At 61.7% G+C, this 19,646-nt stretch carries 18 protein-coding genes, 1 tRNA gene and 1 riboswitch; of the genes, 15 read left to right on the forward strand and 4 right to left on the reverse strand.

Features of this window, described 5'->3' with window-relative positions:
• Window positions 1-41 precede the first annotated feature (41 nt).
• Window positions 42-407, reverse strand: coding sequence for a hypothetical protein (locus tag GIW28_RS20560; protein WP_017137314.1), 366 nt, complete (start codon window positions 405-407; stop codon window positions 42-44).
• A 305-nt stretch (window positions 408-712) separates the two neighbouring features.
• Here GIW28_RS20560 and GIW28_RS20565 point away from each other — a divergent pair, with 305 nt between their 5' ends.
• The 12 genes from GIW28_RS20565 to GIW28_RS20620 all read left to right on the forward strand — a co-directional run bounded on the left by GIW28_RS20565 (window position 713) and on the right by GIW28_RS20620 (window position 14,757).
• Complete coding sequence (locus GIW28_RS20565) at window positions 713-2,335, forward strand: methyl-accepting chemotaxis protein (protein WP_099548632.1); 1,623 nt, start codon at window positions 713-715, stop codon at window positions 2,333-2,335.
• Between the two features lie 157 nt (window positions 2,336-2,492).
• A riboswitch (guanidine-I (ykkC/yxkD leader) is annotated at window positions 2,493-2,596 on the forward strand.
• Between the two features lie 60 nt (window positions 2,597-2,656).
• Window positions 2,657-3,724 carry a putative urea ABC transporter substrate-binding protein gene (locus tag GIW28_RS20570; RefSeq protein ID WP_017137312.1) on the forward strand — a complete coding sequence of 356 codons (1,068 nt, stop codon included), beginning with the start codon at window positions 2,657-2,659 and terminating at the stop codon, window positions 3,722-3,724.
• A gap of 12 nt (window positions 3,725-3,736) precedes the next feature.
• Window positions 3,737-4,552: an ABC transporter permease gene (locus GIW28_RS20575; protein WP_017137311.1), complete on the forward strand. Its 816-nt coding sequence runs from the start codon at window positions 3,737-3,739 to the stop codon at window positions 4,550-4,552.
• Window positions 4,549-5,313, forward strand: coding sequence for an ABC transporter ATP-binding protein (locus GIW28_RS20580; RefSeq protein ID WP_099548630.1), 765 nt, complete (start codon window positions 4,549-4,551; stop codon window positions 5,311-5,313). Before GIW28_RS20575 ends, GIW28_RS20580 begins: the two co-directional genes overlap by 4 nt.
• Window positions 5,310-6,035 (forward strand): urea amidolyase associated protein UAAP1, encoded by a 726-nt coding sequence (locus GIW28_RS20585; RefSeq protein WP_017137309.1) that lies wholly within the window; start codon window positions 5,310-5,312, stop codon window positions 6,033-6,035. Before GIW28_RS20580 ends, GIW28_RS20585 begins: the two co-directional genes overlap by 4 nt.
• Window positions 6,036-6,044: 9 nt before the next feature.
• Complete coding sequence (locus GIW28_RS20590; protein WP_099548629.1) at window positions 6,045-6,674, forward strand: urea amidolyase associated protein UAAP2; 630 nt, start codon at window positions 6,045-6,047, stop codon at window positions 6,672-6,674.
• A gap of 241 nt (window positions 6,675-6,915) precedes the next feature.
• On the forward strand, window positions 6,916-10,554 hold the full coding sequence (gene uca, locus GIW28_RS20595) for an urea carboxylase (RefSeq protein WP_099548628.1): 3,639 nt from the start codon (window positions 6,916-6,918) through the stop codon (window positions 10,552-10,554).
• A gap of 27 nt (window positions 10,555-10,581) precedes the next feature.
• The gene (gene atzF / locus GIW28_RS20600; protein WP_236447675.1) at window positions 10,582-12,354 is read left to right on the forward strand and encodes an allophanate hydrolase; all 1,773 of its coding nucleotides are present in this window, start codon (window positions 10,582-10,584) and stop codon (window positions 12,352-12,354) included.
• A gap of 51 nt (window positions 12,355-12,405) precedes the next feature.
• Window positions 12,406-12,618, forward strand: coding sequence for a cysteine-rich CWC family protein (locus tag GIW28_RS20605; protein ID WP_236447676.1), 213 nt, complete (start codon window positions 12,406-12,408; stop codon window positions 12,616-12,618).
• Complete coding sequence (locus tag GIW28_RS20610) at window positions 12,618-13,310, forward strand: 16S rRNA pseudouridine(516) synthase (protein WP_177032625.1); 693 nt, start codon at window positions 12,618-12,620, stop codon at window positions 13,308-13,310. The genes GIW28_RS20605 and GIW28_RS20610 overlap by 1 nt, the downstream gene beginning before the upstream one ends.
• A 304-nt stretch (window positions 13,311-13,614) precedes the next feature.
• Window positions 13,615-14,499 (forward strand): alpha/beta fold hydrolase, encoded by an 885-nt coding sequence (locus tag GIW28_RS20615; RefSeq protein WP_236447677.1) that lies wholly within the window; start codon window positions 13,615-13,617, stop codon window positions 14,497-14,499.
• A 184-nt stretch (window positions 14,500-14,683) separates the two neighbouring features.
• A tRNA-Gly gene (locus GIW28_RS20620) sits at window positions 14,684-14,757 on the forward strand.
• A 194-nt stretch (window positions 14,758-14,951) separates the two neighbouring features.
• Here GIW28_RS20620 and GIW28_RS20625 read toward each other — a convergent pair.
• Window positions 14,952-15,191, reverse strand: a complete 240-nt coding sequence (locus GIW28_RS20625) for a DUF6124 family protein (RefSeq protein ID WP_017137302.1) — start codon at window positions 15,189-15,191, stop codon at window positions 14,952-14,954.
• A 464-nt stretch (window positions 15,192-15,655) separates the two neighbouring features.
• Between GIW28_RS20625 and GIW28_RS20630 the strand changes: the two genes are divergently transcribed.
• Both GIW28_RS20630 and GIW28_RS20635 read left to right on the forward strand, forming a co-directional pair.
• On the forward strand, window positions 15,656-15,949 hold the full coding sequence (locus tag GIW28_RS20630) for a type II toxin-antitoxin system RelE/ParE family toxin (protein ID WP_099548623.1): 294 nt from the start codon (window positions 15,656-15,658) through the stop codon (window positions 15,947-15,949).
• Between the two features lie 2 nt (window positions 15,950-15,951).
• Window positions 15,952-16,260 carry an addiction module antidote protein gene (locus GIW28_RS20635; protein WP_236447678.1) on the forward strand — a complete coding sequence of 103 codons (309 nt, stop codon included), beginning with the start codon at window positions 15,952-15,954 and terminating at the stop codon, window positions 16,258-16,260.
• Here GIW28_RS20635 and GIW28_RS20640 read toward each other — a convergent pair.
• Complete coding sequence (locus tag GIW28_RS20640; protein WP_236447679.1) at window positions 16,245-17,444, reverse strand: MFS transporter; 1,200 nt, start codon at window positions 17,442-17,444, stop codon at window positions 16,245-16,247. The genes GIW28_RS20635 and GIW28_RS20640 overlap by 16 nt on opposite strands.
• Entirely contained in the window at window positions 17,441-18,604 is a 1,164-nt protein-coding gene (locus GIW28_RS20645) for an MFS transporter (RefSeq protein WP_236458983.1), read from the reverse strand. The genes GIW28_RS20640 and GIW28_RS20645 overlap by 4 nt, the downstream gene beginning before the upstream one ends.
• A gap of 95 nt (window positions 18,605-18,699) precedes the next feature.
• Between GIW28_RS20645 and GIW28_RS20650 the strand changes: the two genes are divergently transcribed.
• A complete protein-coding gene (locus tag GIW28_RS20650; RefSeq protein WP_236447681.1) occupies window positions 18,700-19,593 on the forward strand; it encodes a LysR family transcriptional regulator in 894 nt (297 codons plus the stop codon).
• The last annotated feature ends 53 nt before the right edge of the window (window positions 19,594-19,646 follow it).

Genomic DNA, 19,646 nt, shown 5'->3' on the forward strand with positions numbered 1-19,646 from the left:
CAAAAAACGGCGCTTCCTGCGCCGTTTGCATTCAAGGCCTGTCAGCGGTGACCGCCGCGGCCACCTCCATGATCGCCACCCCGACCGTGCCCGCCTCTGCCGCCGTGATCGCCCCAACCCTGGTTCGGATAAGGCCGGTAACCGCCCCTTGGGCCCGAGGGGTAGTAGCGCGGGGCCGGTTGGTAATAACGCGGCGCCGAGTAGTAACGCGGTGCGGGGGCGTAATAGCGCGGAGCCGGTGCGTAATAACGTGGCGCCGAATAGTACGTGCCACCGCCGTAGTAATACGCCGGCGCCGGCGCGGTGTAGACCTCGGATCGATAGTAGCTACCGCCTCCATCGTAGTAGGGCACACAAGCAGAAAGGGTAAGACCGAGTAAAGCGCTGAGCAGCAGTCGTCGATACATGGCGGCCTCCTGGACCGCGGAAGAGCACCTCCAGCGACGCGGGAGGGCGGCACCCGGCTTTCGCCGAATGACACAGTATCGGACATCGAAAACCAGATCTGGTGCGTTTTGGTAACAACTTGATACATGACCGTAGGCGGTCGATACGATCCGTTGCGCATCCCGGTAACTATCAAGTTACTTTATCGATTCAGTAAATTTTGCTGGCCCGGAACCTTGTCGATTGCGATGATGTCACTATGACATCGCACATGGCCAGGGAGGCTCTATCGTGCGCCCCTCGCCAATATCGCCGGATTAGAGTCATGAAAATTTCAACCAAGCTGCTGCTTTCATTCCTACTGTGCGCACTGGTCACCCTCGGGGTTGGCCTGCTGGGTATCAAAAGCGTCGTGCGCCTTTCCAGCGCATTGGAACTCACGTTCTCCAACAACCTGGTTTCCGTCAGCAACACGGCAAGTACGCTCAATGGTCTGGTCGCCCACAACCGTGGTCTGTACCGTTTGCTGGACGCCAGCAAGGGCGACGTCTCCGCCCAGGACCGCGACCGCGTGACCCAGGACATCGCCAACGAACTCAAACGCAGCCAGAGCGCCTACGCCACCTACCGCGCCACGCCGCTGGCAGACGACGAACGGGCAGCCGGTGACAAGCTCGACCAGATCTGGCCCACCTACATCAGCAACTCCGAGCGCATCGTCGCGATGATGAACGGCGGCCAGCTCGAGCAGGCGCGCGCTCAGCTCAACAGCACCAACAATGAGCTGTTCCGTCAGGCGCGCGAGCTGATCCGTGTGATTATCGATTCCAACAACCGCCAGATCCAGGAAGGCGCCGCCGCCGCCGCCGACCTACGCAGCAGCGCGTTGACCTGGATGATCAGCGGCATCGTGCTGGCCTTCATCATCGCCCTCATCATTGGCGTGCTGATCACCCGCCTGATCACCCGCCCTATCGCCCAGGCCGTCGAGAGCGCCCAACGCATTGCCAAGGGTGACCTGACCCAAGCCATCATCACCGACCGTACTGACGAAGCCGGAAAATTGTTGATGGCATTGGCCGACATGCAGGGCGGGCTGAAAAGCACGCTGGTGGAAATCGCCAACGCCGCCGACCAGCTCGCCTCCGCCGCTGAAGAACTCAGTGCGGTCACCGACGAAAGCAGCCGTGGCCTCACGCGCCAGAATGACGAAATCCAGCAAGCCGCCACTGCCGTCAACCAGATGACGGCGGCGGTGGATGAAGTGGCAAGCAATGCGGTGTCGACCTCCGAAGCCTCGCGCCAGGCCACCACTGAAGCGGAGGAAGGCCGTGAGCAGGTGGCGCAGGCCGTGTCCGGTATGAGTTCGATGGTGGTCGAGATCAACGATTCGACACAATCGGTGGCCGACCTGGCCAGCCAGGTGCGCGAGATCGGCAAGGTGATCGACGTGATCCGCGGTATCGCCGACCAGACCAACCTGCTGGCCCTTAACGCCGCCATCGAAGCCGCACGCGCGGGTGAGCAAGGCCGTGGTTTTGCGGTGGTGGCCGATGAAGTCCGCGCGCTGGCCCATCGCACCCAGACCTCCACCGTCGATATCGAAAAAATGATCGGCGAAGTGCAGGTCGGCGCCGATGACGCCGTGGCAGCCATGAACAAAAGCCTGACCTGGGCCAACAACACCCAAACCCTGGCGCAAAACGCCGGCGAAGCCCTGGAACGCATCACCGCCAGCGTGGCGAAGATCAACGAACGCAACCTGGTGATCGCCTCCGCGTCGGAAGAGCAGGCGCAGGTAGCCCGCGAAGTGGACCGCAACCTCCTCAACATCCAGGACCTGTCGACCCAGACCGCTGCCGGTGCCAACCAGACCAACGCCTCCAGCCAGGACCTGTCCCGCTTGGCCACCTCATTCAACGTGCTGGTCAGCAAGTTCCGGTTGTAACCGCCTCATTGCAGTGCGCCAACGCACCCGAGTGGCGCACGCATACCCCTCTTCCCCGCCACGCCCGGCCGTAAACCGGGCCTCTGGCCCAGTTGGCACGACTCTCGCTTTGCCTCTCCCGTGCAGGATTCATCACAGGTTCGCGGCACCACAATTTGCAATGGCCGACTAGGGTTCCGGCTCGCTTGAAAAGCGAGTGGCTGGTCCGAGAGTTGGCGACCTCCAGTTGAGGTTACACGGCGGGATAAAAGCCCGGGAGACAAGCCACCGTTCACGGTGCCGCGTTGCTCCTGCTCGCCCATGTTCAACTGGAGAAGCCCCATGCCCACAATCCGTTTACCCGCCCTGCTCGCCGCCGCCTTCGCCGCCGTGCTGAGCTTTCAAACCCAAGCCGCGACCAAAGACCACTTCAGTGTGTGCTGGACTATCTATGCCGGCTGGATGCCGTGGGAATACGCCGGCAGCCAAGGCATCCTCGACAAGTGGGCCAAGAAGTACGGCATCAAGATCGACATGGTGCAGCTCAATGACTATGTCGAGTCCATCAACCAATACACCGCTGGCCAGTTCGACGGCTGCACCATGACCAACATGGACGCCCTGACCATTCCCGCCGCCGGTGGTGTGGACAGCACCGCGCTGGTGGTCAGCGACTTTTCCAACGGCAATGATGGCGTGGTGATCAAGGGCACCGGCAAGACCGTGGCCGACCTCAAGGGCATGAACGTCAACCTGGTGGAACTCTCGGTGTCTCACTACCTGCTCGCCCGCGCCCTGGAATCCGCTGATCTCACCGAAAAAGACCTCAAAGTCGTCAACACCTCCGACGCCGACATCGCCGCGGCCTTCAACACCGACCAGGTGCAAGCCGTGACCACCTGGAACCCGATGCTCTCCGAGATCAAGGCTAAACCGGGCGTCACCCAAGTGTTCGACTCCAGCAAAGTGCCCGGCGAAATCATGGACATGATGGTGGTCAACACCCAAACCCTCAAAGACAACCCGGCCCTGGGCAAAGCGCTGACCGGCGCCTGGTTTGAAGTGGTCGCGCTGATGAACGCCAAAAACGCTGCCAGCACCGCGGCGCTTGAACATATGGCCAAGGCCTCCGGCACCGACCTCAAGGGTTTCCAGGCGCAACTGGACACCACCAAGCTGTTCGCCACGCCCAAGGAAGCGCTGGCGTTCGCCACCAGCGCGCAACTGCCCGCCACCCTGCGCAAGGTCGCCGAGTTCTCGTTTGAACACGGCCTGCTCGGCGAAGGGGCCAGGGACGCCAGCGCCGTGGGCATGAGCTTCGCCAATGGCATCACCAGCGGCGACACCGCCAACCTCAAGCTGCATTTCGACCCCAGCTACGTGCAGATGGCCGCCGACGGCACGCTGTAAGAGGACCCGGCCATGCGCCTGATCAACCGTCACCCGGAACGCTCCAGCCGCCTGCTGTTGGTGCTGCTGCCGTTCGCCCTGCTGCTGTTCGCCTACTTTGTAGGCTCGGCCGAGCGCCTGGCGGATAACCCCAACGACAAACTGCTGCCCAGCGCCGCGCAAATGGGCGACGCGGTGAAACGCCTGGCGTTCAGCGCCGATACGCGCACCGGTGAATATGTGCTGTGGCAAGACAGCGCCTCCAGCCTGCGCCGCCTGGCGATCGGCTTGGGCATCAGCGCCCTCGCCGGCCTGTGCCTGGGCATCGCCGCCGGCACACTGCCGTTGTTTGGCGCGCCGTTGTCGCCACTGCTCACGGTGCTGTCAATGGTGCCGCCACTGGCGATCCTGCCGATTCTGTTCATCGTGTTTGGGCTGGGAGAGTTGTCCAAAGTCATGCTGATCGTCATCGGTGTAACACCGTGCCTGGCGCGCGACCTGGAACAGCGCGCCCGGGAAATACCCGTCGAGTTGCTGGTCAAGGCACAGACCCTCGGCGCCTCCACCTGGACCCTGATGCTGCGTGTGGTGCTACCGCAACTGCTGCCACGTCTGCTGATCTCGCTGCGGCTGATGCTCGGCTCGGCGTGGTTGTTCCTGATCGCCGCCGAAGCCATCGCCTCCACCGACGGCCTCGGCTACCGGATCTTCCTGGTGCGCCGCTACCTGGCGATGGACGTGATCTTGCCCTACGTGGTGTGGATCACCCTGCTCGCCTGGCTGATGGACTGGGGCCTCAAAACCCTCACACGGCGTGCGTTCCCCTGGTACGAAGGAGCGCGGCCATGAGTTTTATCAGCGTCAACAATGTGTGGCAGCGCTATGGCGAACAGGTGGTGTTGGAAGGGCTCAACCTGCACGTCAATGAGGGTGAGTTTTGCACCCTGGTCGGCACGTCCGGCTGCGGCAAATCGACCTTCCTGCGCTTGTTACTGGGCCAGGAAACCGCGAGCAAAGGCCAGATCCTGCTGGACGGCCAACCACTTGCCGGCGAGCCGGATGCCAGCCGTGGCGTGGTGTTCCAGCGTTACTCGGTGTTCCCGCATTTGACGGTGCTGGACAACGTTGCGCTTGGCCTTGAGCTACCGCGCTCGCCGCTGCTGGGACGGCTGTTCGGCAAAGCCAAACAAGACGCACGGGAACAGGCCGCCGCCCTGCTGCAAAAAGTCGGCCTCGGCCACGCACTGGACAAATACCCGGCGCAGCTCTCCGGCGGCATGCAGCAACGCCTGGCCATCGCCCAAGCCCTGATCATGAAACCCCGCGTGTTGCTGCTGGACGAACCCTTCGGCGCCCTCGACCCGGGCATTCGCAAAGACATGCATCAGCTGTTGCTGGCGCTATGGCGCGAAACCCGGCTGACGGTGTTCATGGTCACCCACGACCTCAGCGAAGGTTTCAGCCTCGGCACACGCTTGCTGGTGTTCGACAAAGTCCGTGTCGACCCCCACGCCCCCGGCGCCTATGGCGCGCGCATCACCTACGACATCCCTTTGAACAGCGAGCGCCGCAAAGCGCTGGCCGCCGAACTTGGAGCGACTTGCAAATGACCGATTCCATTCAACTGTTCCCACCCTTCGCCGAAGAAATGCTGCCCGGCGGCGGCCACCGCTCCTTTGTGCTCAAGCGCGGCCAACTGCTGCGCCTCACGGATATTCGCGGTGGTGCCAACGTCAGCCTGACCCTGCTCAATGCCAATGAAAAAACCGAGCGTCTGAACCTGCCCGACAGCCTCAAATGCCAACACACCGCCAAGCTCACCCGCGGCCACTGCCTGTACTCGGACATGGGCCGCGTGCTGGCAGCCATCACCGCCGACACCTGCGGCTGGAGCGACAGCATCGGCGGCGTGCTGTGCGCCGCCGAAGTGGCCGAGAAGTACGGCCAGGGCCGTTATCAGGAGCTGCGCAACGGCTTCTTTCGCAACGGCACCGACAACCTGTTGGTGGAATTGGGCAAGTGGGGGTTGGGGCTTAGCGACCTGCTGATGACCCTCAACCTGTTCAGCCGGGTCAGCGTTGACGAAGGCGGCGGCCTGCACTTTGTACCGGGCAATTCCAAAGCCGGCGACTACATCGAACTCTACGCGCCGATGGACACACTGGTGGTGCTGACCGCGCTGCAACACCCGATGGACCCCAACCCGAACTACGCGCCGCAACCGCTGAAACTCAGCTGGATGAACGCCGATTCCAGCGTCGCCGAACAGTGCCGTACTTCGCGCCCGGAAAACGAGCGCGGCTTTATCAACACCGACCGTCTGTTCGCCTGAGGAACTGCCATGTCTATCGCACTGAAACAACCCGAGGCAGCCGTGTACCGCGCCATCATTCCCGCCGGCGAACCGTGGCTGATGGAGGTCAAGGCCGGGCAGACCCTGCGCATCCTCGACCTGGAGGGCAACCAGGCCGTCGACACGCTGTTCTACAGCCGCAAAAACCCCAAGGAACGCTACGACGTACAGCGCACATTACGCCGGCAAAACCGCGTGTACCTGAGCACCGGCAGCGTGCTGTATTCCAACCTTGGCCAGCCGATGCTGACCATCGTCGATGACACCTGCGGGCGCCACGACACCCTCGGCGGTGCCTGTGCCCAAGAGAGCAACACCGTGCGCTACGCTCTGGAAAAACGCTACATGCACAGCTGCCGCGACAACTACCTGCGCGCCTGCGCCCACGACGGCCGGCTGGGTAAAGGTGACATCGGGCCGAACATCAATTTCTTCATGAATGTGCCGGTCACCGCCGACGGCGGGCTGACCTTTGAAGACGGCATTTCCGCGCCCGGCAAGTACGTCGACCTGCGTGCGCAGATGGACGTGATCGTGCTGATCTCCAACTGCCCGCAACTGAACAATCCATGCAATGGCTACAACCCGACGGCTGCGGAGTTACTGGTATGGAACTGAAAATAAAACGCCTGCGTAAGTGGTTATTCGCCCTGTGCCAGTCCCGAGCCGGGCAATGCATCCGAAAACACTAGCGATCAACTGTGGGAGCTGGCTTGCCTGCGATAGCGGTCCATCAGCCAACCGATAAGCTGACTGCCCTACCGCCATCGCGGGCAACCCCGGCTCCCACACTGACCACAGGCACTGCGGACGACCGCAGTGCTCCCTCACTTTGCGGGACGGCCCGCAGGGTTTTGCCATGTTCGAAAAACTCTTGATCGCCAACCGTGGCGCCATCGCCTGCCGCATCCTGCGCACCTTGCGCGAGCTGCAGGTCAAAGGCATCGCCGTCTACGCCGAAGCCGACGCAGCCAGCCTGCATATCCAGCAAGCCGACGAGGCCTACAGCCTCGGCGAAGGCGCGGCGGCGGCCACCTACCTGGCAGTGGAAAAAATCCTCGCCACCGCCAAGGCCTGTGGCGCCAAGGCGATTCATCCTGGCTACGGTTTTCTCTCAGAGAACGCCGCCTTTGCCCAAGCCTGCGAAAATGCGGGGATAGCCTTCGTCGGTCCGACACCCGAACAGCTGCGCGTATTCGGCCTCAAGCACACCGCGCGGGCCTTGGCCAAACACCATCAAATTCCATTATTGGAAGGCACCGAGCTGCTCGACAGCCTCGATACAGCGTTGCTGGCGGCCGAAACCGTGAGCTATCCGGTCATGCTCAAAAGCACCGCAGGCGGCGGTGGCATCGGCATGCGTGTGTGCCACAATGCGACAGAGCTGAGTGAGTCCTTTGAAGCGGTCAAACGCCTGGGGCAAAACAACTTCAGCGATGCCGGTGTGTTTATCGAGAAATACATCGAGCACGCCCGCCACCTGGAAGTGCAGGTGTTCGGCGACGGTTTGGGCGACGTCATCGCCCTTGGCGTGCGCGACTGTTCCGTGCAACGGCGCAACCAGAAAGTCCTCGAAGAAACACCCGCGCCGAACCTGCCCGACGGCATGGCCGAAGCCTTGTGCACGGCGGCCATCACCCTGGCCAGGGCGGTCAATTACCGCAGCGCCGGCACCGTAGAGTTCATCTTTGACAGCGCTGACGGCCGCTTCTACTTCCTCGAAGTGAACACGCGCCTGCAGGTAGAACACGGCGTCACCGAACAAGTCTGGGGCGTCGACCTTGTTCGCTGGATGGTGCAATTGGCGGCGGGTGAACTACCTGCGTTGAGCGAATTGAAGCTGCACCCTCAGGGCCACGCGATTCAGGCGCGGCTGTATGCGGAAGATCCAGGCAAGGATTTCCAGCCGAGCCCAGGCCTGTTAACCCGTGTGGATTTCCCGACGGCTGAAGGTTTGCGGATCGACACCTGGGTGCAAGCCGGTTGCGAGATACCGCCCTACTTCGACCCGATGATCGCCAAGCTCATCACGTGGGCGCCGACCCGCGAACAGGCGCGTCTGAATCTGCATCAGGCATTGAGCGACAGCCAGCTCTACGGCGTGGAAACCAACCGCGACTACCTGCGCCAAATCCTGCTGGCCACGCCGTTTGCCAGCGGCCGCCCGTGGACGCGTTGCCTGGAAGGCCTGGTCTACAGCGCCAGCACCTTCGAAGTGCTCAGCGCCGGCACCCAAACCAGTGTGCAGGACTACCCCGGCCGCCTCGGCTACTGGGCCGTCGGTGTGCCGCCCTCCGGGCCAATGGACAGCCGCGCACTGCGCCTGGGCAATCGCCTGCTGGGTAACGACGACGGCGCGGCGGCGCTGGAAATCACCATGAATGGGCCGCTGTTGCGCTTTAATTGCGCGGCGGTCGTCGCTGTTACCGGCGCAGCCATCACGCTGTTGCTGAACGACCAACCAGTGCCGATGAACACCGCGTTGCGGATTGAAGCAGGCGCGGTGTTGAGCCTTGGCAGCATCATAGGTGCCGGTGCGCGCAGCTATCTGTGCCTGCGCGGCGGGTTGCAAGTGCCAGATTACCTGGGCAGCAAAAGCACCTTCACCCTCGGCCAGTTCGGCGGGCACGCCGGGCGCGCTTTACGCACTGGCGATGTGTTGCATTTGCTGCCACTGACAGACGCCGACGCCGGCCAGCAATTGATCGCGGAACCCCTGCCTGCGGTGCGCACGCTGCGGGTGATTTATGGCCCGCACGGCGCGCCGGAATACTTCAAGCCTGAATACATCGTCACCTTCTTCGCCACCCAATGGGAAGTGCACTTCAACTCCAGCCGCACCGGCGTGCGACTGATCGGGCCAAAACCTTTATGGGCGCGCACGGACGGTGGCGAAGCGGGGCTGCATCCGTCGAATATCCATGACAACCCCTATGCCATCGGCGCGGTGGATTTCACCGGGGACATGCCGGTGATCCTGGGGCCGGATGGGCCGAGCCTTGGCGGGTTTGTGTGCCCGGTGACGGTGATCGAGGCGGACCTTTGGCAGTTGGGGCAACTCAAGGCCGGGGACAAACTGCGGTTCGAACCGGTGAACCTGAAAACCGCCCGCGACCTCGCCCTGAAATGGGATCAATGTGGGAGCTGGCTTGCCTGCGATCCAGACAACTCGGTACCTCAGGCAGACCACATTGATGCCATCGCGGGCAAGCCCGGCTCCCACATCGACCGTGGCCCACTTACGATCGGATCGCCTGTGGTGCTGGAGTTGGGTGAAGGCGACACCCGCCTCGTCGCCCGCCTCGCCGGCGACACTCACCTGCTGCTGGAAATCGGCGCCCCCGAGCTGGACCTGGTGCTGCGCTTTCGTGCTCATGCACTCATGCAAGCCCTGGAAACTCTCGCCCTGCCAGGTGTCATCGACCTGACCCCAGGCATCCGTTCCCTGCAAATCCACTACCAGCCCGAACAACTGCCGCTGGCTGGTTTACTGGCGTTGATCACCACGCAATGGGCCGCTGTGTGCGCCACCCCCAACCTGCAAGTGCCCTCGCGCATCGTGCACTTGCCGCTGTCGTGGGACGACCCGGCGTGTCAGCTGGCGATCGAAAAATACATGACCACCGTGCGCAAGGACGCGCCGTGGTGCCCGAGCAACCTGGAGTTCATTCGCCGCATCAACGACCTCGCCAACCTCGATGAAGTGCGCCACACGGTGTTCGATGCCAGCTACCTGGTGATGGGCTTGGGTGACGTCTACCTCGGCGCTCCGGTGGCCACGCCGCTGGACCCGCGCCACCGTCTGGTGACCACCAAATACAACCCGGCGCGCACCTGGACCGCCGAGAATTCGGTGGGCATTGGCGGCGCTTATTTGTGCGTGTACGGCATGGAAGGCCCAGGCGGTTATCAGTTTGTGGGCCGCACCTTGCAGATGTGGAACCGCTACCGGGAAGTCTCGGCGTTTGATGGCAAGCCGTGGTTATTGCGGTTCTTTGACCAGATCCGTTTTTACCCGGTGACGGCTGATGAGCTGGTGCAGATCCGGCGCGACTTTCCGCTGGGGCGCTTTGAATTGAGCATCGAGCACAGCCAGTTGAACCTCGCGGAGTATCAGGATTTCCTCGCGCGCGAAGCCGCAAGCATTGGCGCGTTTCGTGAGCATCAGCAGCACGCCTTCAATGCCGAGCGTGAACGCTGGATTGCCAGTGGCCAAGCGCATTTCGACAGTGAAGAACTCGCGGCACCACAAGGTGCAGACACGCCGTTGCAGGCCGACCAAATCAGTGTCGACAGCCCGATCGCCGGCAACCTCTGGCAAGTCCAGGTGGCTAACGGCGAGCGCGTGTCGGCTGGCGATGTGCTGGTGATTCTGGAGTCGATGAAAATGGAAATCCCGGTAGTGGCGCCGTTCGCCGGCACCGTGCGCGAGATCCCCGTGCAACCCGGCAGCGGCATCGGCGCCGGGCAACGGGTGGTGGTGCTCGAACGTGACTGACTCTTCTATTCTACAGGCGGACAAGCCATGAATCTGCAACTGGACAACCTGCGCAATGCCTACCTGAGCGGCGACACCACGCCCCGTGAAGTGCTGCTGCACCTGCGCGAAAAAGCCGCGCACTTGAACCCCGATTATCACCTGTTTATCCACTTGCTTACCGAAGCGGAGCTGGAGCCGTACCTGGCCGCATTGGACGCGCGCGAACCGGCTGAGTTGCCGTTATTCGGCGTACCGTTTGCGATCAAAGACAACATCGACTTGGCTGGCATTCCCACCACCGCCGCGTGCCCGGCGTTCGCCTATGTGCCGAAGCGCAACGCGAGCATTGTCGAGCAGTTGATCGCCTTGGGCGCGGTGCCAGTGGGCAAGACCAACCTCGACCAGTTCGCCACCGGGCTCAATGGCAGCCGCTCGCCGTATGGCGCGTGCCCCAACAGCGTGTTGCCGGAGTATCCGTCGGGCGGCTCCAGCGCCGGGTCGTCACTGGCCGTCGCGTTGGGTGTCGCGAGTTTTGCCCTGGGCACCGACACGGCCGGTTCCGGGCGGGTGCCGGCGGCGCTGAATAACCTGGTGGGGCTCAAGGCGAGCAAAGGCTTGATCTCCACAGCCGGCGTGGTGCCGGCGTGCCGCACGCTGGATTGCGTCACCACCTTTACCCGCACCGCGCGCGAGGCCAGCCAGTTACTGGCGCTGACTGCCAAACTCGATCCGTTGGATGCGTACAGCCGAGCGAACCCGGCGTGGAATGATGCGTCGGCGTTTGGCGCACCACTCGCGTTTCGTTTTGGCGTGCCGCGCGAGCAGGACCTGGAGTACTTCGGCTGCGAGCAAGGCCCGCAGTTGTTTGCGCAGGCCATCGACCGCTTGATTGCACTGGGTGGCGAGCCGGTGACGCTGGACCTGTCGCCCTTCCTGGAAGCCGCGCGCCTGCTCTACGAAGGGCCGTGGGTGGCTGAACGCTACAGCGTGGCCGGTGAACTGATGGAGCAGAACCCCGAGGCCGTGCTGCCGGTGATTCGTGCGGTGCTGGCCAAAGCGCCAGCGGTAAACGGCGTACAGACCTTCCGTGCGCAGTACCGCCTGCAAGCCTTGAAAGCGCAGTGCGATGGCATGCTTGAAGGCCTCGACTGCGTACTGACGCCGACCATAGGCCGCCCGGTGACGCTGGAAGAACTGCGCGCCGAACCGGTGCTGCGCAACGCCGAGCTGGGCTACTACACCAACTTCATGAACCTGCTGGATTACGCCGCCGTCGCCGTGCCCAGCGGCTTTATGCACAACGGTTTGCCTTGGGGTGTGACGCTGTTTGGCCGAGCGTTCACCGACCAATACCTGTTGGGCGTGGCAGATGCGTTGCAGCGCCAGCACGATACGTCGCTGCCTGTGCCTGTCGGCAGCGCAGGTCATGACTTTACCCGGCTGGTGGTGTGCGGCGCGCACCTGCAGGGGCTGGCGCTTAACGGCCAATTAGTGCGGCGTGGCGCGCGCCTGCTGGAGCGCACCCACAGCTCGGCCGACTATCAGTTGTTCGCGCTGGCCGGTGGGCCACCCTGTCGCCCCGGCATGTTGCGGGTGAGTGAAGGCGGCGTGGCCATTGAGGTGGAAGTGTGGGAGCTGCCGAGCCGCGAATTGGGCTCCTTCCTCACCGGTATCCCCGCCCCCTTGGGCCTGGGCAAGGTGCAACTGGCCGACGGGCGTTGGGAAACCGGCTTCATCTGCGAGCCCTACGGCTTGACCGGCGCCGTGGACATCAGCCACTTCGGCGGCTGGCGCGGCTACCTGCGCAGCTTGCAATAGCGGGGCGGCGCTGTATCGTGCAGGGAACTGCGCGATACAGCCCGAACCGACATGACCACACCCACCCTTTGCCCTGCCTGCGGTGCCCGCAACGACTGCACCCTGGCCGACCCACGCACCGCCGACCAAGCCTGTTGGTGCTACAGCGTCACCATCGACCCGGCGGTGCTCGAAGCGCTGCCCGATGAACTGCGCAATAAGGCCTGCCTGTGCCCACGCTGTGCGCAGGTAGATGCGCAATTGCGTCGGGCTGAACAGCCGTAATGCGCGTTGATCGTTTCCTCAGCAACCTGCCGCGTTTCAATCGCCAACAAGTGCGTGTGCTGCTGGTTGAGCGACGGGTGACAGTTGATGGCGTGGCCGTCAGCGACCCACACCATGAAGTGCGAGCATTCAGCCGCGTCTGTGTCGATGATGAGGTACTGCAAGCCGGCAAACCGGCGCGTTATTTCATGCTGCACAAACCCCAAGGCTGCGTGAGCGCTACCGCCGACCCGGTGCATCCCACCGTGCTTGATTGGCTGAGTGAACCGGACACGCATGAGCTGCACATCGCCGGCCGTCTGGACTTCAACACCACCGGGCTGATGCTGATCACCAACGACGGCCAATGGTCGCGGCGCCTGACACAGCCCCAGACCAAACTGCCCAAGGTTTACCTCGTTGAAACCGAGCAGGACATTGGTCCTGAGTATGCAGCCACCTTTGCCGCTGGCCTGTATTTCGCCTTTGAAGATCTCACCACTCAACCCGCCGACCTTGAGCTACTCGGCCCAAGGACCGCACGCCTGAGCATCATCGAAGGCCGTTATCACCAGGTGAAGCGCATGTTCGGGCACTTTGATAACAAGGTGATCTGCCTGCACCGTGAGCGTATGGGGCCTTTGGTGCTGGATGCCACCCTTGCGCCGGGCGAATATCGGGAACTGACCGACGAAGAAATCCGACAGGTCTGACGACCGTTCAGCCGGTGATGGCAAAAAACCAGCTTGGCGCCTTGCGAGCTGGCGCCTGTGCTGCTTGAATCAAGACGTCAGCCAAATTATGACTGGCGAGTCGCCCCATAACCTCCAAGAAACACCTTGCCCCGCCCGCGCTTGATCTATGGGCGTTCCAGGCAAACAGCCCGCCATAACAACACCCGTCGGCCAGCCGTTATCGGACCGACATGGGCCTCATCTTCCAGGCGTATGCCTACCTGTCATAAAGCTCGTGCAGAGTGATCTGCGCGCCCTACCCGCTTGCCAGGAGTCTTACGACATGAGGCCAGAAATCGCTGTGTTGGATATACAGGGTCAGTATCGGGTTTACACGGAGTTCTATCGCGCGGACGTTGCTGCAAAGACCATCATCCTGGTCAACGGCTCCATGGCCACCACGGCATCCTTCGCTCAAACCGTGAAAAGCCTGTACCCGCAATTCAATGTGGTTTTGTACGACCAGCCCTACGCTGGCCGCTCCAAAATCCATAACCGTCATGAGCACATGCTGACCAAGGAAGTCGAAGGCCAGATCCTGCTGGAACTCATCGAACACTTCGGCGCCGAACACGTGCTGTCGTTCTCCTGGGGCGGCGCCGCTGCCCTGGTCGCCCTCGCCCACCGCCCGCGCCGGGTGGAAAAGGCCGTGATCAGCTCGTTCTCGCCGGTGATCAACACCCCCATGCGCGACTACCTCGAACGCGGTGTCGACTACCTCGGCAACCTCGACCGCCACAGCGTCGGCCACCTGGTCAACAGCACCATCGGCAAACACCTGCCGTCACTGTTCAAGCGCTTCAACTACAAGCATGTGAGCGGCCTGGCCGAGCATGAATACGGGCAGATGCACTTCCACATCAGCCATGTGCTCAACAGTGACCGGCTGTGCTACCTAAAAGCCGCCAGGCAGATCGACATTCCGGTGCTGTTTTTGAATGGCGAATGGGATGAGTACACCAGCGCCGAGGATGCCAAGCTGTTTGGCCAGCACGTGGCCAACAGCAGCTTCAGCACCATCCAGGCGACCGGGCATTTTCTGGACATGGAGCACAAGGCGGCCTGCAGGGACAGCCGGGATGCGGTGGTGGGCTTTTTGAAACCAGAACGCCAGGTGAGTCGGTTGCGTTATCACCAGGGCCAGACGCAGCATGCGTTTGCTACCTGAAAGGCGGCTTATGTGGGAGCCGGGCTTGCCCGCGATGCAGGCGCTGCGGTGTGTCAGTCACACTCAAGTGATGCAATCGCAGGCAAGCCAGCTCCCACACAAGCTTGATGAACCCAACTCACACATTTTTCGAAGAAAAACTTCAAATCCCGGCGAACATCTGGTACAAAGTCAGCCGCTTTGAGCGGGTATAGTTTAGTGGCAAAACGAAAGCTTCCCAAGCTTTAGTTGAGGGTTCGATTCCCTCTACCCGCTCCACTCAGATTTTGGTCTTGCGTCAGGTTGGTTCTGGCGGGAGATGCACCAAAAAACCGGCCCTTGGTGGCCGGTTTTTTTATGTTCTAAATTTGGCTTCATGCGTGAGCGACCGGTTCCGATGCAGGGTATCTGGCTCCCCTTCCCCTTGGTATGTGCGGCCTGGGAAGGCAAGCCTGTTGCAGGGCGTGAAAAACCTACGCGGCGCGGTCCACGCGGTCTTGCGCCGCTTCTACCAGCATCAGCCCCAGTTCGATCATTTGCTGAATGGCCAAGGCCAGGTAGCGATGTTGAGAAGGCAGGCTTTCGGCGAACTCGTTGGTCATGGCACCCGCGCCGGCAATGGTTTCGTAGGCGTTGGCGAGCAAGGCTTCGGTGTTGGCTTCGGGGCGGACGCTGAACAGGGTCGCGGTGGGGTTACAGGAGTCAGTACACATCTGTTGATCCTCGGTAAGGACCACCACCCAAAGGGTTAGGGTGGCAGCTGTACGCAGGTTAGTAGACCGGGAAAATTCATCGAAAACCGGCGCGCCCGAAGACGCCCTACGTACAGCTACCAATAAGCACAGACATGAAAGTGCCTGACAGTAAGGACAGCCGTACGCCGGATAAATTTTCAACGGGCTACTAAACCCGACCGCTGATGGGCAGCGGCAGACGAACCTTAAAGCGCTCGTCCAAGGCGTACAACTCAGACGATTCTGTGTGTTGTGTAGGCAATAACGCAACATTCAGGACCGGCTGTACCGTTCTCCTTCAGACCGTAAATTCTGGCAATAGGAAAACCCTGAAGAACGTTTGAAACCGGCACGCCCTCGCATCACTCTCCCCAGCCTTCGACACTGACGTGTCTCTTGCCAACCCGTATCCAAGTAGATACAGTGAGATTCTGTGAGGCCCCGTGCGTTATTCGATCCAGCAAACCCAAGCCTTCACTCAATGGTGCTCGGCAATTCGCGATCTGCGAGCAAAAATCACCATTGCTCGACGTATCGAGCGAGCCAGTGTGGGCAATCTGGGGGATTTCAAGATGCTGGGCGGCGGTATTTCAGAGATGCGGATAGACGTGGGTGCGGGTTATCGCGTTTATTTCACCTTGCGCGGCAGGGAGGTCGTCATCTTGCTGGCAGGTGGCGACAAGTCTTCACAAGAAGCCGATATCCGGCGAGCAAAAAAATTAGCAAAGGAGGTTTGATCATGGCTCAAACACTGACGACATTTGATATGGCCGAGCTGCTCGACAGTGATGAGGCCATCAGCGAATACCTTTCTCAGGTGCTGGCAGACGGTGACAACGAAGAGTTCCTTCGCGCCGTAGGCTACGTCGCCAAAGCCCGTGGCATGACAAAGATCGCCACGGATGCGGGCGTAGGGCGCGAGAGCTTGTACAAGGCATTTGCCCCGGGCGCAAAACCTCGTTTTGAAACGGTTCTGAAGGTGCTTCACTCACTGGGCATTGATCTGTTGGCTCGGCCTGGGCATACCAGCAATTATTCGATTGTTTGAGGCGCACACCCCCGCTGCACCACCCACGCCAGCGGCAACGTCACCAACAACATGCCCGCCAGTACCATCACCGCCACCGGTACACCCAGCGCGTCGCCCACCCCACCGAATACCACGGGTGCCAGCGCGCCGCCGCCGATTGTGCCGGTGTAGAACACCGCAAATGCTTGCTCGCGTTTTCCCGCCGCCGCCAGGTCCGGCACGGCGCCGTACAGCACTGAAGAAGTGCCATTGAGCATCAGGCCCAGCAGCGGCAGCATCACCATCAGTCCATTCAGCGGCAGGTACACGGCGGCTATGATCAGCAGCGCCGTGCTGGTTTCCGTCAGCCATACGGTTTTCATCATGCCGATGCGGGCACCCAAGTAGCCGCAGAGCAATTTGCCGAAGGCGCCACCGATAAACAGCAGTGTCAACGCCAGGCCGATACCGGCAGTTCCCGCGCCTTTGGCTTGCAACAGAAACGGCAGGAAAGTAAGAAAGCCCATGCGCACGGTGCTGTCGAGCGTACCGGTGAGGATCAACGCGTGCAGGCCGGTGACAGAGCCAGTTCCGCCAGTCGGCTTGGCCGTTTTTGTAGACGCGGATTCGGCTACTTGCGCAGGCACCAGCCACCACAACAACCCCGCCGCAGCCAGGCCGAGCAACCCCAACAGTGTGGCACTGGCGCGCCAACTGATGACGGTGAGCAACAGCCCGACTAAACCCGGAATCAGGGTTTTGCCGATATCGCCGGAAAAGTTGTATTGGGACAAGGCTTGCTTGACCCCGCCGCCGTCCTCATAAGCATCAGTAATCATCGAAGAGGCTAATGGGTGTTGGGTGCTGGCGCCCAAACCGCCTAACAGCAACGCCAATAGCAGCATGATCAGCCCAGTGGCCTGCCCCACCAACAAATAAGCGACGCCAGCAAGCACCGTGCCGCCCACCAGCATCGGCATGCGCCCCCATCGTCGGGCGGCGCGGCTGGCCATCAGTTGAAACACGGCCATCATCCCGGAATAGGCACCGCGCAACAGCCCGATCTGCGCGTAGGAAAGAGCGAACTGTGCCTGCCAAATGGGCAGCAGCACGTAGATCACATCCGTGAGGCCATCGTGTACGGCATGGGCGCCGCACCCGGCGATCAGCGAGCGGCGGCGGTTTGAGGTTTCGCGGGCAGGCACGGCGCTGGTGTCGGTCATGATGCTTGGATCAACTCAGGTTTAAGGGGCTTCCAGCCCGTCAGGGCGATCAGCAACGTCAGCAGTTGAAAGCCGATAATCAGCGCTACACACCCAGCCCAGCCCCAGCGCTCCCACATCAAGGCGGGGACGATGGCACCACAACTGCCGCCCAGGTAATAACAGGTGAGGTAAACGCCCACGGCGCCTGCCTTGTTGGCCTGCGCGGTGGCACTGATGAACGCGTTGGCGGCGGCCTGGGCGAGAAAGACACCGGTCGAACTGAGCGCCAGGCCCGCCACGATGCACCCCAGCGACGGCGCCAGGGTCAGTGCCGAGCCACTGATGCCCAGCACGGCAGCCACAGCCAGCAGCTCGGCGTGGGGCCGCGCTTTGCTGAGGCGGCCGGCGATAGGAATCACAATCAAGGCCAGCAGAAACACCATGTACAGCGTGCCCAAGGCCGCAGGTCCGAGGTTGAAAGGCGGTAGGCCAAGGTAGAGTCCCGCGTAGGTAAATGCCGCAACCTGGGAGAACAACACACAAAACCCTACGGCGTAGGCAGCTACCAATGGCTTGCGAAAAACGCCTGACGAAGCAGCCTTGACCGGTGCGACTCGCGGCGGGTTATCGGGCAGCAAAAACTGAATGAACCCACCGACCATCAAACTCAATACGGCCAACAATTCAAAGGCCTCGCGCCAGCCGACATATTCGGTCATCACGCCGGTGACGAAGCGCCCGGCGAACCCGCCCAGTACGGTGCCCGCCACATAGAGGCTGGTGACTTCGGTCACCGTGGCGCCGTGCCAGCGGTCGCCGATGTAAGCCACGCTGGTGGCAAACACCACCGGGATCAACATGCCTTCCACAAAGCGCCACACCAACACTTCGGCAAAGCTGCCGGCGTAGGCGGTCATCAGCGCGGGCAAGGCCAGTAACAGCGCGGTCACAGCGATGACCGTACGCTGCTGGAAACGCCCGGTCAGCCGGCCGACAAATGGCGCGGTCACTGCCACGGCCAGGGTGGTGACCGTGATACTCCAGCCCGCCGCCTTGGCGCTGATATGAAACTGCTCGGCGAACGTGGTCAGGATGCTCTGGGTGGCATACAGGTTTAGAAACGCCGCGCAGCCACACAGGAACAGGGCAAGACGGGCACAATGCAGGCGCGGTTTCATGAAACCTCTCGTTTTATTTTGTGAGGTCTTTATAGAATGGCCAGCGGGTCTTAAACCAATACCGAATTCGAACCGATCAATACCCAGGGATCAGGATGCTCGACCTACGCAAGCTGCGTTACTTTCTGACGGTCGCCGAAGAACTGCACTTCGGCCGCGCAGCCCTTCGCCTGCACCTGGCCCAGCCGCCGTTGACCCGGCAGATCTCGGCGCTGGAAACGGAGTTGGGCTTCAAGTTGTTTGATCGCACCAGCCGCACGGTTTCCCTCACCGCTCAGGGCCGTTCGTTCTTGCCCTATGCGCGTGGCGTGTTGGAACAGGTGGAGCTGGCACAGGTAATCGCCGGTAAATTGGCCGCCGGGACCGCTGGGCAACTGACCTTGGGTTACGTCAGTTCGATCGCGCTGTCGGACCTGTTTAGCCAGGCGATCCAGGCCTTCGCCCAGGGTTTTCCCGATGTGCAGTTGACCTTGGTGGAGTGCGCTTCCGGCAGCCTGGGCGCACAGGTGGCAGATGGGCGCCTGGATGTCGGCCTGAGTCGTCTGCTGCCGCAAAGCCAGGCCGTGCAAGCGCTGTCGCTGGGTGAGGAGCGCTTGTGGGCGGCGGTTTCCAGTGAAAGTCCGTTAGCCGACCAAACGCAGGTGAGCCTGGCGCAGCTCAGTGCTTACCCGCTGATTCTGTTTCCGCCCGATTACGGGTCGGGGTTGAACCAGTCGATCGAGCAGTTGTACCGACATCACGGCGTGCCCCTGCGCGCCGGGCCGACCGGGCGGCAGATCACTTCGATCATTGCGTTGGTGGCCGCCGGGCAAGGCGTGGCATTGGTACCCGAATGCACCCGGAGCTTGATGAACAAGGGTATCACCTATAAGCCCATGGTCGAGGTGGATGCCTGTGCGCAGCTGTTGGTGCTGACGCCTGCGACCAGAAAAAGCCTGTTGGCTGACGCATTTCTCGCCGTTCTCGCCCATGTCTTAAACAACGAGTAACACTTCGAAAATCCCCGCAATACCTCTCTAAGACGCCGTTTTCAAAGGCTCAT

It is taken from the genome of Pseudomonas sp. PA-5-4B (genome assembly GCF_021606215.1).
Lineage (GTDB): Bacteria > Pseudomonadota > Gammaproteobacteria > Pseudomonadales > Pseudomonadaceae > Aquipseudomonas > Aquipseudomonas edaphica.

Excerpts from the sequence above, each read along its gene's own strand:
- GIW28_RS20560 (WP_017137314.1), bottom strand. The coding sequence starts at position 407 with ATGTATCGACGACTGCTGCTCAGCGCTTTACTCGGTCTTACCCTTTCT.
- GIW28_RS20565 (WP_099548632.1), top strand. The coding sequence starts at position 713 with ATGAAAATTTCAACCAAGCTGCTGCTTTCATTCCTACTGTGCGCACTG.
- GIW28_RS20570 (WP_017137312.1), top strand. The coding sequence starts at position 2,657 with ATGCCCACAATCCGTTTACCCGCCCTGCTCGCCGCCGCCTTCGCCGCC.
- GIW28_RS20575 (WP_017137311.1), top strand. The coding sequence starts at position 3,737 with ATGCGCCTGATCAACCGTCACCCGGAACGCTCCAGCCGCCTGCTGTTG.
- GIW28_RS20580 (WP_099548630.1), top strand. The coding sequence starts at position 4,549 with ATGAGTTTTATCAGCGTCAACAATGTGTGGCAGCGCTATGGCGAACAG.
- GIW28_RS20585 (WP_017137309.1), top strand. The coding sequence starts at position 5,310 with ATGACCGATTCCATTCAACTGTTCCCACCCTTCGCCGAAGAAATGCTG.
- GIW28_RS20590 (WP_099548629.1), top strand. The coding sequence starts at position 6,045 with ATGTCTATCGCACTGAAACAACCCGAGGCAGCCGTGTACCGCGCCATC.
- uca (WP_099548628.1), top strand. The coding sequence starts at position 6,916 with ATGTTCGAAAAACTCTTGATCGCCAACCGTGGCGCCATCGCCTGCCGC.
- atzF (WP_236447675.1), top strand. The coding sequence starts at position 10,582 with ATGAATCTGCAACTGGACAACCTGCGCAATGCCTACCTGAGCGGCGAC.
- GIW28_RS20605 (WP_236447676.1), top strand. The coding sequence starts at position 12,406 with ATGACCACACCCACCCTTTGCCCTGCCTGCGGTGCCCGCAACGACTGC.
- GIW28_RS20610 (WP_177032625.1), top strand. The coding sequence starts at position 12,618 with ATGCGCGTTGATCGTTTCCTCAGCAACCTGCCGCGTTTCAATCGCCAA.
- GIW28_RS20615 (WP_236447677.1), top strand. The coding sequence starts at position 13,615 with ATGAGGCCAGAAATCGCTGTGTTGGATATACAGGGTCAGTATCGGGTT.
- GIW28_RS20625 (WP_017137302.1), bottom strand. The coding sequence starts at position 15,191 with ATGTGTACTGACTCCTGTAACCCCACCGCGACCCTGTTCAGCGTCCGC.
- GIW28_RS20635 (WP_236447678.1), top strand. The coding sequence starts at position 15,952 with ATGGCTCAAACACTGACGACATTTGATATGGCCGAGCTGCTCGACAGT.
- GIW28_RS20640 (WP_236447679.1), bottom strand. The coding sequence starts at position 17,444 with ATGACCGACACCAGCGCCGTGCCTGCCCGCGAAACCTCAAACCGCCGC.
- GIW28_RS20645 (WP_236458983.1), bottom strand. The coding sequence starts at position 18,604 with ATGAAACCGCGCCTGCATTGTGCCCGTCTTGCCCTGTTCCTGTGTGGC.
- GIW28_RS20650 (WP_236447681.1), top strand. The coding sequence starts at position 18,700 with ATGCTCGACCTACGCAAGCTGCGTTACTTTCTGACGGTCGCCGAAGAA.